12 protein-coding genes, 1 tRNA gene, 1 pseudogene and 1 other annotated feature are annotated in these 13,403 nt (G+C 47.5%); of the genes and pseudogenes, 11 read left to right on the forward strand and 3 right to left on the reverse strand.

Going from position 1 to position 13,403, the window contains the following annotated elements:
- The first annotated feature begins 8 nt into the window (after window positions 1-8).
- Window positions 9-4,115, forward strand: coding sequence for an amino acid adenylation domain-containing protein (locus tag QUA33_RS03485; protein WP_333146508.1), 4,107 nt, complete (start codon window positions 9-11; stop codon window positions 4,113-4,115).
- A gap of 195 nt (window positions 4,116-4,310) precedes the next feature.
- Window positions 4,311-4,571, forward strand: a complete 261-nt coding sequence (locus QUA33_RS03490; protein ID WP_333146510.1) for a hypothetical protein — start codon at window positions 4,311-4,313, stop codon at window positions 4,569-4,571.
- 52 nt (window positions 4,572-4,623) lie between these two features.
- Here QUA33_RS03490 and QUA33_RS03495 read toward each other — a convergent pair whose 3' ends face one another.
- A complete protein-coding gene (locus tag QUA33_RS03495) occupies window positions 4,624-6,051 on the reverse strand; it encodes an inorganic phosphate transporter (RefSeq protein WP_445243215.1) in 1,428 nt (475 codons plus the stop codon).
- A gap of 40 nt (window positions 6,052-6,091) precedes the next feature.
- On the opposite strand from QUA33_RS03495, the gene rplS reads away from it, so the two are divergent.
- From rplS to rplL, 9 genes are all read left to right on the forward strand, one after another.
- Complete coding sequence (gene rplS / locus QUA33_RS03500; RefSeq protein WP_333037136.1) at window positions 6,092-6,475, forward strand: 50S ribosomal protein L19; 384 nt, start codon at window positions 6,092-6,094, stop codon at window positions 6,473-6,475.
- A 133-nt stretch (window positions 6,476-6,608) separates the two neighbouring features.
- Window positions 6,609-6,681: transfer RNA gene (locus QUA33_RS03505), tRNA-Trp, on the forward strand.
- Window positions 6,652-6,861, forward strand: coding sequence for a hypothetical protein (locus QUA33_RS03510; protein ID WP_333146514.1), 210 nt, complete (start codon window positions 6,652-6,654; stop codon window positions 6,859-6,861). Before QUA33_RS03505 ends, QUA33_RS03510 begins: the two co-directional genes overlap by 30 nt.
- A gap of 151 nt (window positions 6,862-7,012) precedes the next feature.
- Window positions 7,013-7,246 (forward strand): preprotein translocase subunit SecE, encoded by a 234-nt coding sequence (gene secE / locus QUA33_RS03515; protein WP_172186534.1) that lies wholly within the window; start codon window positions 7,013-7,015, stop codon window positions 7,244-7,246.
- Window positions 7,243-7,881 carry a transcription termination/antitermination protein NusG gene (gene nusG / locus QUA33_RS03520; RefSeq protein ID WP_332953948.1) on the forward strand — a complete coding sequence of 213 codons (639 nt, stop codon included), beginning with the start codon at window positions 7,243-7,245 and terminating at the stop codon, window positions 7,879-7,881. Before secE ends, nusG begins: the two co-directional genes overlap by 4 nt.
- A 3-nt stretch (window positions 7,882-7,884) precedes the next feature.
- On the forward strand, window positions 7,885-8,310 hold the full coding sequence (rplK, locus tag QUA33_RS03525; RefSeq protein WP_006635588.1) for a 50S ribosomal protein L11: 426 nt from the start codon (window positions 7,885-7,887) through the stop codon (window positions 8,308-8,310).
- A gap of 232 nt (window positions 8,311-8,542) precedes the next feature.
- A complete protein-coding gene (rplA, locus tag QUA33_RS03530; protein WP_190663916.1) occupies window positions 8,543-9,256 on the forward strand; it encodes a 50S ribosomal protein L1 in 714 nt (237 codons plus the stop codon).
- Window positions 9,257-9,364: 108 nt separating this feature from the next.
- Window positions 9,365-9,537 (forward strand) — a sequence feature (ribosomal protein L10 leader region).
- Window positions 9,538-9,566: 29 nt separating this feature from the next.
- A complete protein-coding gene (rplJ, locus tag QUA33_RS03535; RefSeq protein ID WP_333146515.1) occupies window positions 9,567-10,169 on the forward strand; it encodes a 50S ribosomal protein L10 in 603 nt (200 codons plus the stop codon).
- Between the two features lie 137 nt (window positions 10,170-10,306).
- Entirely contained in the window at window positions 10,307-10,696 is a 390-nt protein-coding gene (gene rplL, locus QUA33_RS03540) for a 50S ribosomal protein L7/L12 (protein ID WP_333146517.1), read from the forward strand.
- A gap of 164 nt (window positions 10,697-10,860) precedes the next feature.
- Here rplL and QUA33_RS03545 read toward each other — a convergent pair whose 3' ends face one another.
- Together QUA33_RS03545 and QUA33_RS03550 are read right to left on the reverse strand one after the other, a co-directional pair.
- Entirely contained in the window at window positions 10,861-12,477 is a 1,617-nt protein-coding gene (locus QUA33_RS03545) for an NAD(P)-binding protein (protein WP_333146519.1), read from the reverse strand.
- Window positions 12,478-12,656: 179 nt separating this feature from the next.
- Window positions 12,657-13,403 (reverse strand): annotated as a pseudogene (locus tag QUA33_RS03550) (CopG family transcriptional regulator); the annotation flags it as partial.

Here is a 13,403-nt window from a genome sequence, read left to right on the forward strand (position 1 = left end):
TAAAAACGATGGCTGTTGAACAGGATGCAATTTCGATAAATATGCAGCAAGAAACAGAAGTTTTTGTATTCCCCGCATCGTTTGCTCAGCAGCGGCTTTGGTTCCTCAATCAATTAGCACCGGGTAATCCTTTCTATAATGTTTCAACAGCGCTCCGCTTAACTGGTTCGCTCAACTTAATATCTTTAGAGCAAACCTTCAATGAAATTGTGCAGCGGCACGAAACTTTACGCACTACTTTTACGCTTTTGGAAGGGGAACTCGTACAAGTTATTGCTCCCTTTTTAACCGTATCTCTCCCCACAATCGACTTACAAAATCTTTCGCCAGCTCAGCAGGAAACCGCAGCGCTGCAACTCGCAACCGATGCAGCGCAATGCCCTTTCGATTTAGCCGCCGGGCCGTTATTCAAAGTAACGCTGTTACAACTCAGTGAAACAGAACATATATTGTTGCTGAATTTACATCATATTGTGGCTGATGGTTGGTCGATTGGAGTGCTAATTCGAGAGCTGGGAACGCTCTACACAGCATTTGTAAAAAATCAGCGATCGTACTTACCAGCACTGCCCGTGCAGTACGCCGACTTTGCAGAATGGCAGCACCAATGGTTGCAGGGCGAAGTATTAGAAACCCAGTTAGCTTATTGGCGGCAGCAGTTAAACGGAATTACCGCACTCAATCTACCAACAGACAGGCAAAGACCAGCCGTTCCATCCTACCGCGGCGCCAAACAATTTATAACACTATCACCTGCTTTGAGCGAGGCGCTAAAGTCATTGAGCCAGCAAGAAAGCGCGACTTTATTTATTACTCTACTAGCCGCTTTTCAAACTTTGCTGTACCGCTATACAGGACAAGTAGATATTGCAGTAGGAACGCCGATCGCCAATCGCAACCTGAGCGAAATAGAAGCATTAATCGGTTTTTTTGTCAATAGTTTGGTGCTGCGTGCAGATTTATCAGGAAACCCAACTTTTCGGGAACTATTGCATCGGGTAAAAAACGTCGCAATGGCAGCCTACGCCCACCAAGATTTGCCCTTCGAGAAGTTGGTTGAGGAATTGCAACCCGATCGCGAGTTGAGCCGCAACCCCCTATTTCAAGTTAGTTTCAGCCTGCAAAACACTCCTGTAGCAGCGCTAGAATTGCCGGGAATCGTTGGAGAGGCGATCGACTTTGACGCAGGAACCGCCAAGCTAGATTTAGAGTGCCACTTGTGGGAAAATGCAGGAAGTATTCAAGGGCAATTTGTCTACAGCACAGACTTATTTGATAGCGGCACAATTGCGCGCATGGCGGGACATTTCCAAACGCTGCTTGAAGCCATTGTGGGGAATCCCAAACAGCACCTCAGCGAGTTGGCTTTGCTGACAGCGCCAGAATACCAGCAATTATTAATCGATTGGAATGACACTCAGAGAGATTATCCGCAAAACCAGTGTTTCCATCAGCTATTTGAAGAGCGAGTCGCGCGATCGCCCCATGCTGTCGCCGCCGTCTTTGAAAACCAGCAGTTAACCTACCGCCAACTCAACAGCCAAGCCAACCAACTTGCACGTTACTTGCAGCAATTGGGCGCAGCACCAGAAGTTTTAGTGGGTTTTTGTGTAGAACGTTCCTTAGATGCGATCGTCGGATTGCTAGGCATTATCAAAGCAGGCGCAGCCTACCTGCCTTTAGATCCAACTTATCCTCAAGAGCGACTTAACTTCATGTTAGAAGATGCTCAGGTATCGATTTTGGTAACTCAGCAGCACTTAGCAAAAAACTTGACGCAGCCAGAAAATTACGGAGTTTTTTCAGTAGTCTGTTTGGACTCCGACAGAGAAATTATCGCCCGACAAAGCCCAGAAAACCCAACTACAAATATCCTACCAGAAAACCTAGCCTATGTCATTTACACATCTGGTTCAACCGGAAAACCCAAAGGCGTTTTAATCCAACATCGGGGACTCTACAACTTAGCCCTAGCTCAAATAGAAGCTTTTAACTTAAACTCAAATCACCGCATTTTGCAATTTGCATCCCTGAGTTTTGATGCCTCAATCTTTGAGATTGTCATGGCCTTGGGAACCGGAGCAACACTTTACTGTGCCAAGAAAGAATCTTTGTTGCCCGGACAAACATTAATCCAATTTTTGCAGGACAATGCTATTACCCACGCTACCCTCCCGCCCTCGCTGCTAGCTGTCCTTCCAAACGCCGAGCTTCCCGCACTGCAAACAATCATTTGTGCTGGCGAATCCTGTTCCCCCGATATTGTTAAACGCTGGGCTTCCGGGCGCAGATTTTTTAACGCTTACGGCCCTACAGAAGCGACAGTCTGGTCAAGTTTCGCCGAAATTGGCGATTCCCTGCCCGATAGCTTCGCTTCACGCAAAAAACCGCCAATCGGCCGCCCAATAGCTAACACTCAACTCTATATTTTAGATGAAAATTTACAGCCTGTACCCGTTGGAATTCCCGGTGAATTGTACATCGGCGGCAGCGGATTGGCGCGAGGCTACCTGAACCGCCCTGAATTAACCGCCCAGCGATTTATTGCTAATCCGTTTAGCCAGAAATCAGGAGAACGAATTTATAAAACTGGTGACTTAGCTCGCTATTTTCCCGACGGCAATATTGAGTTTTTAGGCCGCACTGACGAACAGGTAAAAATTCGCGGTTATCGAATAGAATTGGGAGAGATTGAAGCGCTGCTGGTTGAGCATCCAGCAGTCAAAGAAACAGCAGCGGTTGCTGCGGATGATTTGTCTGGCAACAAACGCCTAGTTGCTTATGTCGTCCCCAATCACAATCAGACGCTTAATCCCGGGGAAATACGCAATTTCCTCAAACAACAACTGCCCAATTACATGATTCCCAGTGCTTTTGTGGCGATCGACTTTCTGCCCCTAACCCCCAACGGCAAAATCGATCGCCTGCGCCTACCTGCACCGGGAACTATAACTAGCAACTCAATAGATAAAAGCTGCCTTGCACCTCGCACACCAACTGAGTCAACCCTCGCCCACATTTGGGCCACAATCCTCAACGTAGAGTGCGTTGGCATTGGCGATAACTTCTTCGATTTGGGTGGAGATTCCCTGCTGGCAGTCCGCCTCATCAATGAGATTAACCAGCAATTTGAGCGCGAGTTGCCGCTGTCTGCTCTTTTTTTAAATCCGACAATTGAAGGTTTAGCAGATTCGCTATCTTCAGAAACAAATTCTCTGGAATGGTCGCCTTTAGTTGCAATTAAGCCTCGCGGTAAAAATCCCCCGTTCTTCTGCGTCCATCCCATCTTTGGCGTCGTATTTCCTTATGTCGAATTAGCCTTTGGGCTAGGAGAAAATCAACCGTTTTACGGGCTGCAACCAAAGGGTATTGACGGCGAAAGTTCTCCGTTAACTAGCATTGAAGACATGGCGACTGACTATATCGCAGCTTTGCGTACCGTTCAACCAAAAGGGCCTTATTTTTTAGGAGGTTGGTCTTTTGGAGGTTTGGTTGCTTTTGAGATGGCTCAACAGTTGCTCGCAGCGGGGGATGAAGTGGCTTTGCTTGCTGTGCTGGATACTTTAGCGCCTGTTTCTGCTAACAAACCTTCTTTTTGGGACGGTTGCAAGTTTATTCTGACTACTGTTTCGCGCTCTATCTGGCCTTTTGTAGTAGATTATTTTCGCTTGGTGGCTGCTGCGGAAAATGTTCAAAGTGGCGGTATTGCTGGCAAATTTCCGACATTAAATAAGATGCTTAATTTGGCAGCTAATTTTTTGCATCGCTGGAATTGGAAACAGGCCGTTATGGTTAGCATCCTATCTCAGGAGTCAAAAGAACGGAGCTGGCGCGAGCTGGCAATCCCCTCGATGTTTACTGTATTTCAGGCTAACAGTCAAGCAACTCTCAGCTATCGACCGAAAATTTATCCGCAGCGAATTACTCTGTTTAGATCGAGGGAAAAGCTAAGCATGAAGCATCAAGATCCAACTCTTGGCTGGAGCGAATTAACCACGGAAAAAGTAGAGGTGATTAGCGTTCCTGGGAATCACCTGACTATGTTGAGAAAGCCTAACGTTGAAGTGCTGGCTCAAAAGCTGAAGCATTGCTTGGAGGAGGAATTAATTGATTGAGCGGCCCGCGTGCTTGTGCGTCGAAACCGGGTTTGATGTGGGAAATTACTATTAGACATCTCCAATAATTCTTGTGGAACAGGCATCCTGCCTGTTCAAAGCTTGCTTTTCTGGAGATGTCTATTAGTGATGAAAAAGTGACTACTCTGATGTCCGGTAAAATCATCGTTATCACGTTTGTAGGATGTAAAAAAATTGCGATCGCCCGAAGAACACTTTTTGCAACTAGAAATTATCATGCAGCGCCACGCCACAGCACTCGAAGCTGAAGTCAGAGCTTTGCAAGCTGCTGACGAAACCGCCCAGTGGCCTCCTGACTGGAAGCGTGGCTATAATTGGCGTTTCGCTAAAATTTTCGCGTCTGTGAAGATTTTTCGCAACTGGGGTGCAGATGCTGCGGCTTGGAAGCTTTTGCCTTCGCGAGTTTATCCCAACCGAGGCAATCAGAAGGATTAGTTAACTGTTGACGGTTAACTGTTCTGAAATGCCTCAATCTAAAATCTAAAATCTAAAATTGCCCAATGGATTGCGCGATGCTGAAGATGATAGCACCCAAACCTGCTGCGATCGGAATTGTCACCAGCCAAGCCGAACCAATTGACAGCAAAGTTTGCAAGCGTACTGTTTTCCAAGCTTTGATCAGCCCGACTCCGACGACTGCACCCACTAAAGCGTGGGATGTGGAAACTGGCAAACCGAAGCGGGATGCTAGCAAGACTGTGGTGGCTGTGGCTAATTCCGCGCAAAATCCGCCGCTTGGTTGGAGTTCGATGATCTTTTCGCCGACTGTGGCTATTACATTTTTGCCCCAGATGGTTAAACCGATGACTATTCCTGCGCCTCCGAGGACTAAAATCCACAGGGGAACGCTGAAATCTTCTGAGGGAAAGGAACCTGTGCGCCGGATGTAGGCGATCGCAGCTAGAGGAGCAACGGCATTTCCTACGTCGTTGGAACCGTGGGCAAATGCTACAAAACAGGCGCTCAAGACTTGAAATCTTGCCATTTGTTGCTCGATGAGAGAGTGGCGGGGAGGGGGAGAGGGGGAGAGGGGGAGAGGGGGAGATTGGGAAAATATTCCCTCTTTCTTATTCCTTGCATCCGTTACATCCGTTACAAAATCCGCTGCCGAACCTTCTTGCTTCTCAACTGATTCTAATTTTTTCCAGCTATTGAGTGTGAGGCCGATCGCAGCTATTGCCCCGATGCCAATGACAATATCGTGAATGGGAAGATTCCAGCCAAATCGATCGTGCGCTAGGGCGATCGCTCCTGTCTGCACCAAAGCGACATTCACAACAGACGGCAGTACAATTATCCCAAATACGCTCAGCATTGCTGCACTCAGCCAAGGTATCCACTCGCGCATTTGAGATAGAGGATCTGGCCGATCGAGAATCGAATACTTCACCACACTGTAAAATAGTGCGGCTAAAGCACCGCTAGCAACAGGTGTCGCCACCCATGTTAGGGAGATGGTGCCGATGGTTCCCCAATCAACTGCATTAATTCCGGCTGCAACACAGCTAAAACCCGCGATCGCGCCCACCACTGCATGGGATGAAGAAACTGGCAAACCTCTACTGGTAGCGATTTGCAGCCATATCCCACAAGCTATCAGCACTGACACCATCCCGATTAAAAATACTTGCGGTTTGGCCGCGAACACTTGTGCATTCACAACTCCTGTTGCGAGAGTTTCGGAAACTCCTTGCCCGAACAGCACTGCGCCGGAAAACTCCAGTATGCCTGCAACAATTATTGCCTGTCGCAGCGTTAGCGCCTTCGAGCCTACGGATGTCCCCATCGAGTTAGCGACATCGTTGGCCCCCAAGTTTGCAGCGACGTACAAGGCCAGTGCAGCCATTGCCCCCAGTTGCAGAAATACGACCCCAGAGGTATCTAACATAGAAATTTTTTGACATAAAACGGGCATTTCGATATATGATAAGGGATTGTGAGTTTTGGTAAATCCGATGAAAGGCGCAGAAATAATCCGTTCTATCGAAACGGCAGAAATAGATAGAGTCAAGCAAGAACTCAATAAACAAGTTCCCGAAATTTACGTCGGCGACACAGTGCGAGTCGGCGTGAAAATTAGAGAGGGTAACAAAGAACGGGTTCAGCCCTACGAAGGGACTGTGATTGCCATGCGTAACGGCGGGATTAATGAAACAATCACCGTCCGCCGCGTGTTTCAAGGCGTCGGAGTGGAACGGGTGTTTTTGATTCACTCGCCCCGCATAGCCACGATCCAAGTGATGCGCCGCGGGAAAGTCCGCAGAGCAAAACTTTACTACCTGCGCGATCGGGTGGGCAAAGCTACTCGCGTCAAACAGCGGTTCGATCGCTCCCTGTAGGAATGCACCCAGCTTTCCCTTGGTTCATGATTCATGGGAAATTGAAAAAAATAAAAAAAAGTTTCCCATTTACGAGCGCACTGTGTTAAAATAGAAATCTAGAGGTTAAGCGAATTTCAGCAACCTCACCTGTGCGCTCTTAGTTCAGTTGGTAGAACGCAGGTCTCCAAAACCTGATGTCGGGGGTTCAAGTCCTCCAGGGCGCGCTGAATCACCAAACTTTAAATTCTGCCCGAAAGCGCCCGGACTATTGGCTGGCAACAGTCAAAACCGCAAACTTTCGGGTAGAATTAATTTTTGTGGGCGGTTCGCAAAAAATGCCATCAACAAATGCTCGGTGTGGCTTCTCGATAGTCGGTTTCGGCGATCGGCATTTACGCCGTTGATTGGTTGGGCTTGTAAAAAAGTCGTGGCTTTAGATTGGAGATTTGGGACTTGGGCGTAAGTGGTTAGTGTCACAAAATCTGAGAGCCGCGGGCCACTCACACCATCTAAAATCTAAAATCTAAAATCTAAAATCGCAAGGGGGATTGAATCGTGGCGAAAAAAGACGAAGCTCAAGAAACTCAAGAAATAACGGCGCCTGGGTTTAACCCTGCGGGTTTTTTTAAGGAAACTAGAGAAGAACTCGACAAAGTGGTTTGGCCCAGCAGGCAGCAGCTAATCAGCGAGTCTTTGGCCGTGCTTTTGATGGTAATCCTCTCAGCAAGCCTGATCTATTTGGTGGATAACTTCTTTAACTGGGGCGCGGGAAAGGTGTTTGGGCCATGACTTTTGCATCAGAAGAATCTGAGTATTCCACAGAAGCGACGGGACAGGCAGCATCGCCAGATGTGCCGGAGATTGATGCTCGCTGGTATGCTGTTCAAGTTGCCTCTGGCTGCGAAAAGCGGGTGAAGGCAAACTTGCAGCAGCGGATTCAAACTTTGGATGTTGCCGATCGCATCGTTCAAGTCGAAATTCCGCAAACTCCGGCGATCAAAGTCGGCAAAGACGGTTCCAGGCGGCAGTCAGATGAAAAAATCTTTCCCGGCTACGTACTCATCCGTATGTTTATGGACGAGGATACGTGGCAGGTGATCAAGAATACCCCGAATGTAATTAATTTTGTCGGGGCCGAGCAGAAACGCCGCTACGGGCGCGGCAGGGGTCACGTCAAACCGCTACCTCTGAGTCATTCGGAAGTAGAACGGATCTTCAGAAACGCTCAGGAATCAGAACCAGTTGTCAAAGTATCGATGTCTGCTGGAGACCACGTTGTGGTACTTTCCGGGCCATTTAAGGATTTTGAAGGTGATGTGATTGAAGTTAGCCCGGAACGAAACAAGCTCAAAGTTTTACTCTCGATTTTTGGGCGCGATACGCCTGTAGAATTGGAGTTCAATCAGGTTCAGAAACAGAACTAACTAATGGCAAAGAAAGTTGTTGCAGTAATTAAGTTGGCGATTACGGCGGGAAAAGCCAACCCAGCTCCTCCGATCGGCCCAGCTCTGGGTCAGCACGGCGTCAATATTATGATGTTTTGCAAGGAGTACAATGCTAGAACCGCAGACCAAGCAGGTCTGGTGGTTCCGGTAGAAATTTCGGTTTTTGAAGACCGCAGTTTTACGTTTATTCTCAAAACTCCGCCGGCGTCGGTTTTGATTCAAAAAGCCGCTGGCATTGCTAAGGGTTCGGGAGAACCTAACCGCAAGCAAGTAGGGACGATTACACAGGCTCAGTTACGAGAAATCGCTGAAACCAAAATGCCTGACCTCAATGCTAATGATGTTGAGGCTGCTATGAAAATTGTGGCAGGAACGGCTAAAAATATGGGCGTGGCGATCGCAGATTAAAGTCAGTTGTCAGTTGTCAGTTGACAGTTGGCAATCGGTAATTCCCAGTGTTGAAGCTCAAATCTTCAATCTAAAATCCAAAATCCAAAATCCAAAATCGATCGATTCAGGGGGAGAAGCAAAGCTTCGCTAAGAATCGAACCGAACAAATTTTAGACATCGGATTGGCTGATAAGTTCAATCTAAAATCTAAAATCTAAAATCTAAAATCGACTGACCCCAGGAGATAACAATGGCAAAGAAAGTATCGCGAAGACTGCAAGAACTTCAAAAGAAAGTAGAAGATAGACCTTATCTACCGCTGGAAGCTCTGCAACTTTTGAAAGAAACAGCAACCGCTAAGTTTGGCGAAGCTGCTGAAGCTCACATCCGTTTGGGAATTGACCCGAAATATACTGACCAACAGTTGCGGACAACTGTATCGCTACCAAAAGGAACTGGTCAAGTAGTCAGAATTGCGGTGATTGCTAAGGGCGAAAAAGTTAAAGAAGCTCTGAATGCCGGCGCGGATATTGCTGGTTCTGAAGAGTTGATCGATGAAATTCAGAAAGGCATGATGGACTTCGATTGCCTGATTGCTACCCCAGACGTGATGCCGTTGGTGGCAAAATTGGGTCGGTTGTTGGGCCCGCGCGGTTTGATGCCTTCTCCGAAAGGTGGCACGGTGACGACTGACATTGCTCAGGCGATCAACGAGTTTAAAGGTGGTAAACTAGAATTCCGTGCCGATCGAACTGGCATCGTTCATGTTATGTTTGGCAAGGCAGCTTTCTCAGCGGAAGATTTGCTCGTCAACCTTCATGCTTTGCAAGAAACTGTTGACCGCAACCGTCCTTCTGGTGCTAAAGGTCGCTACTGGCGCAGTCTGTACGTATCCGCAACAATGGGCCCGTCGATCGAAGTCGATATCAGTGCCCTGCGCGATACCAAACTTGATGCTGCCTAGAAAGAATTAAGCAGAAGGCAGAAGGTAAAAGACAGCTTCGGCTGTCTGTGTAAATCTCTCACAAGATTTGCGTCATAGCCTTGCTATGTCTGCCTTCTCGTGATAGCCTAATCAAAAATCAATAAGCTGAAGACCGCAGGTGCCGATCGCTTAATTTCCTGCCGAGGCTGAAGAAATAAAAACTCAAGACTCAAAGATTAGAAATTTTCTATTTTTAATTGTGACTTGTTAATTTTTAATTCTCTGCCCCGGCTCGAAGGTCGGGGTTTTTGACGGGCAATTTTCTATCCTAAAAGGAGGTGAAATAAGTATGGGCAAAAGTTTAGCAGTAAAAAATGAGATTATTGCAGACCTCAAGCAAACCTTGAGCGAATCTCAACTGGCGATCGTGATTGACTACACGGGCTTAACTGTTGCTGAAATCACAGATTTGCGTCGGCGTTTGCGTCCGAAAGGCAGCAGTTGCCAAGTGGCAAAAAACACGCTGATGCGAATTGCTGTTGAAGGCAACGAAACCTGGCAGCCGATACAGGAATTGCTGACCGGTACGTCGGCGTTTGTGTTCGTGCAAGAAGATATTGGCGGCGCGATTAAAGCTTACCAAGAATTCCAAAAAGTCTCTAAGAAGACTGAACTTCGCGGCGGCGTGATGGAAGGACGGGTACTGAAAGAAGCTGATGTTAAAGCATTAGCCGATCTGCCGTCGAAAGAACAACTCATGGCTCAAATTGCTGGCGCTATCAACGGTGTCGCAACTAAGTTGGCTGTGGGTATCAATCAAGTTCCTACTTCGCTCGCTCGCGGTCTTAAAGCTTATGCTGAAAAAGACGGCGATTCCGCAGAAGTAGAAGCAGAAGCACCAGCAGAAGCACAACCAGAAGCACCAGCAGAAGCAGAAAGCGCATCTGCGTAAGTCATTAGTAATTAGTCGTGAGTCATAAGTCGTTAGTTTTGAGAAACAAACTGATCGCTGGAGACGAGAAACTAATAATTAATGAGCAATCGAAAGTCTCAAATTCCAAATCTACAATCGAACTAGGAGTTCCAAAAATGTCTACTGCAACTGATGAAATATTGGAAAAACTTAAGTCTTTGACTTTGCTCGAAGCATCTGAATTGGTCAAGCAAATTGAAGAAGCTTTCGGCGTCAGCGCTGCTGCTCCTGTCGGCGGCATGATGATGATGGGCGGCCCTGCTGCTGCCGCTGCTGAACCCGATGAAGTACAAACTGAGTTTAGCGTGATTCTTGAAGAAGTTCCTGCTGACAAGAAAATCGCAATTCTGAAGGAAGTCCGCGCAATTACCGGTCTGGGCCTGAAGGAAGCGAAAGACTTGGTAGAAGCCGCACCGAAGCCAGTTAAGGAAGCTATTGCTAAGGAAGCTGCTGAAGAATTGAAGAAACAGCTTGAAGCTGTGGGCGCAAAGATTGCTATCAAGTAGTCAGAGAATGTAGTTGATATCAATTCCAGTGACACTGGAATCATGGTTGACTGTTAACTGTTAACTGTTAACTGTTAACTGTTCCCTAAATTTAATCGCGCGATAGTTACATCTCGCGCGATTAATTATTTTTTGCGCTATGGAAACTGCATTGCCGTGTCCTCTTAGATTTTAGAGGCGGCTTCCATTTGCCGCACTACTGTTAAAGCAGAATAGGAAACACCGGCAGTTCCTTCTCCCGGATGGGTGGAGTCGCCTACTAACCACAAGTTTTTAATTGGTGTGCGGTTGGCAAATCCGAAGGGGCCGAAGGTTGGTATTCGCTGGCCGATGCCGCCGACAACTCCTTTATCTCTCGCAGTGTAGCGGGCAAAGGTGCGGGGTGTGGCGGCTTCTTGGTGTACGATCGACTCTGGCGTCAAATTGAAATATTCGCTCAAACGTGCGATCGCCCCTGCGGTATATTTTTGCTTTAATCCTTCATAATCAACCGAATTCCACCACATTCGAGTATCAGTAAATGAGGAAGCGATAATTGTCGCCATTCCCTTTGGTGCTCTGCCATCACCTGGATGGCTGACTGAAACAAATAATGAATTATTCTCCCCAATCTCGCCGTCGTAATCGTAGAGAAACTGAAGGTGCGGCGGACAATTTGCCGGAATTGCGCTTTCATGCACTCCCAAATATATGACAAATGCACCGGATGCGGGCGGCAATTTATCAACTCGATATTTGTAGCCTGCCATTTGATCTGGGAGTTTGTTTGTTGTCTCTGAAGTCTCTGATTTAACGGATAAATTATCTGTTAAATTTGCGACAATCGGCTCGCCTGACAACAATTTTACTAAATTTTGCGCGGTCACGTTGGCAACAATGCGATCGGCTGTTTCTGTCCAAACTTCGCCTGTTTTTTGATTGCGAATCACTGTAGCGGTGGCTTTGCCGTTGGCGGTGACAATACTTTCAACTGTATGCCGCAATAAGACTTGGCCGCCGTCTCGTTCGATCGCCTCTACAAGTCGATCGCTCAATACCTGCATACTTCCTTGTAGATGATACAATCCTTGCGGCTCTTGCGAAACTCCTAAAGCTGTCGCCGCGTAAAGTAGCGCTGTTTCTTCGGTATCAACTTGAGAATACAATTTTAACTGCAAATCTAGAAAAGTTTTCAAGCGCAAATTGTCGCCCAACCCACACAGCCGCAAAGCATCTCCCACTGTCATAAAAGTGAAAGGCAAAGTAATTAAAGTATCGGGGCGAACAGCTTGAATTAATTGCCAGAAATCCCAGAAGTTTCTGGGCGGTAAAACAGGGTCCCGCCCTTGAAATTTCCAGCTAGCTTTGAACAATGCAGACAATAATTGCCAAAAAGGTTCGCTTCCAGGAAACTGCCGCTGCCTTTCTTCCTGCCACTTTTGCGGATCTCGCCACACGCTAATCGGTGCGGTTTCTCCCGGCAAAAACACCGCACAAGCGGGATCGCAGGGTGTCGCTGCGGGAAGTTCTATATTTAATTCTGAGAAAATGCGGTGGTGAATGCCTCCGGGTTCCAATCCTGCAACCTGCGTGGCGCCGACATCGAAGGTAAAGCCTTTGCGTTTGAAGGTGGAAGCGCATCCTCCGGGGACGATCGCCTGGTCTAAGACTCGCACTTTGTATCCTCTGCGGGCTAGCAGGGCTGCTGCTGTCAGCCCGCCGATTCCGCCTCCAATTACCGTGACGCGGCCCTTAGTGTCTGCAGGATTGGATTTGCTCTCAGGGGTGCGATCGCCTCTCATAATTTATTTATTGTAATATTTCTTAATAGTATGCTCATATTTTGCAATAAAAAGCTCTTGTAGCGACAGGTTGAAATCTATCGCTACAAGAGGAAGGAGGCCGAGTTTAGAGGACGTTTTAGGGGTAAGGTGCTCCGGGGGTACCCGGAGCGTTAGACTGGGCCGTGTTGATGAGAGAATCACTGACGGCGCCACTTGTTGAGATAAGCTTCGCCAATCCCCGCCACAGCCTGCATTTGAGCTAGCTGTTCCCGTAAAGCTTTGATGGTTCTTAGCTGTTCTTGAGACTGTTGCTGCAAAGCGTCGTAATTTCGCTGTATCGCCGCACTCTGGCTCAATTCATTTTCCAGATATTGCAACTTGATTAGTTTAACTTGGAAGTCGCCGATCGCACTTGACTTTTCTGCTAACTCGTGCTGCAAAGATTCGTAACTCGACTTCGACACGGTTTCCTGGAATTGGCTTTCGAGATTTTGCTTTTCGGTGGCGAATTGCTGCTGCAAAGATTCCAGAACACTGGATTTTTCGCCTAGTTGCTGCTGCAAAGATTCCAGAGCACTGGATTTTTCGCCTAGTTGCTGCTGCAAAGATTCCAGAGCACTGGATTTTTCGCCTAGCTGTTGCTGAAACTCGTGTTCCCGGTGTTCTCTTTCGGCCAATTGCTGCTGCAAAGATTCCAGAGCACTGGATTTTTCGCCTAGCTGTTGCTGCAAAGATTCCAGAGCACTGGATTTTTCGCCTAGCTGTTGCTGAAACTCGTGTTCCCGGTGTTCTCTTTCGGCCAATTGCTGCTGCAAAGATTCCAGAGCACTGGATTTTTCGCCTAGCTGTTGCTGCAAAGATTCCAGAGCACTGGATTTTTCGCCTAGCTGTTGCTGAAACTCGTGTTCCCGGTGTTCTCTTTCGGCCAATTGCTGCTGCAAAGA

This window comes from Microcoleus sp. Pol14D4 (assembly GCF_036701245.1).
Lineage (GTDB): Bacteria > Cyanobacteriota > Cyanobacteriia > Cyanobacteriales > Microcoleaceae > Microcoleus.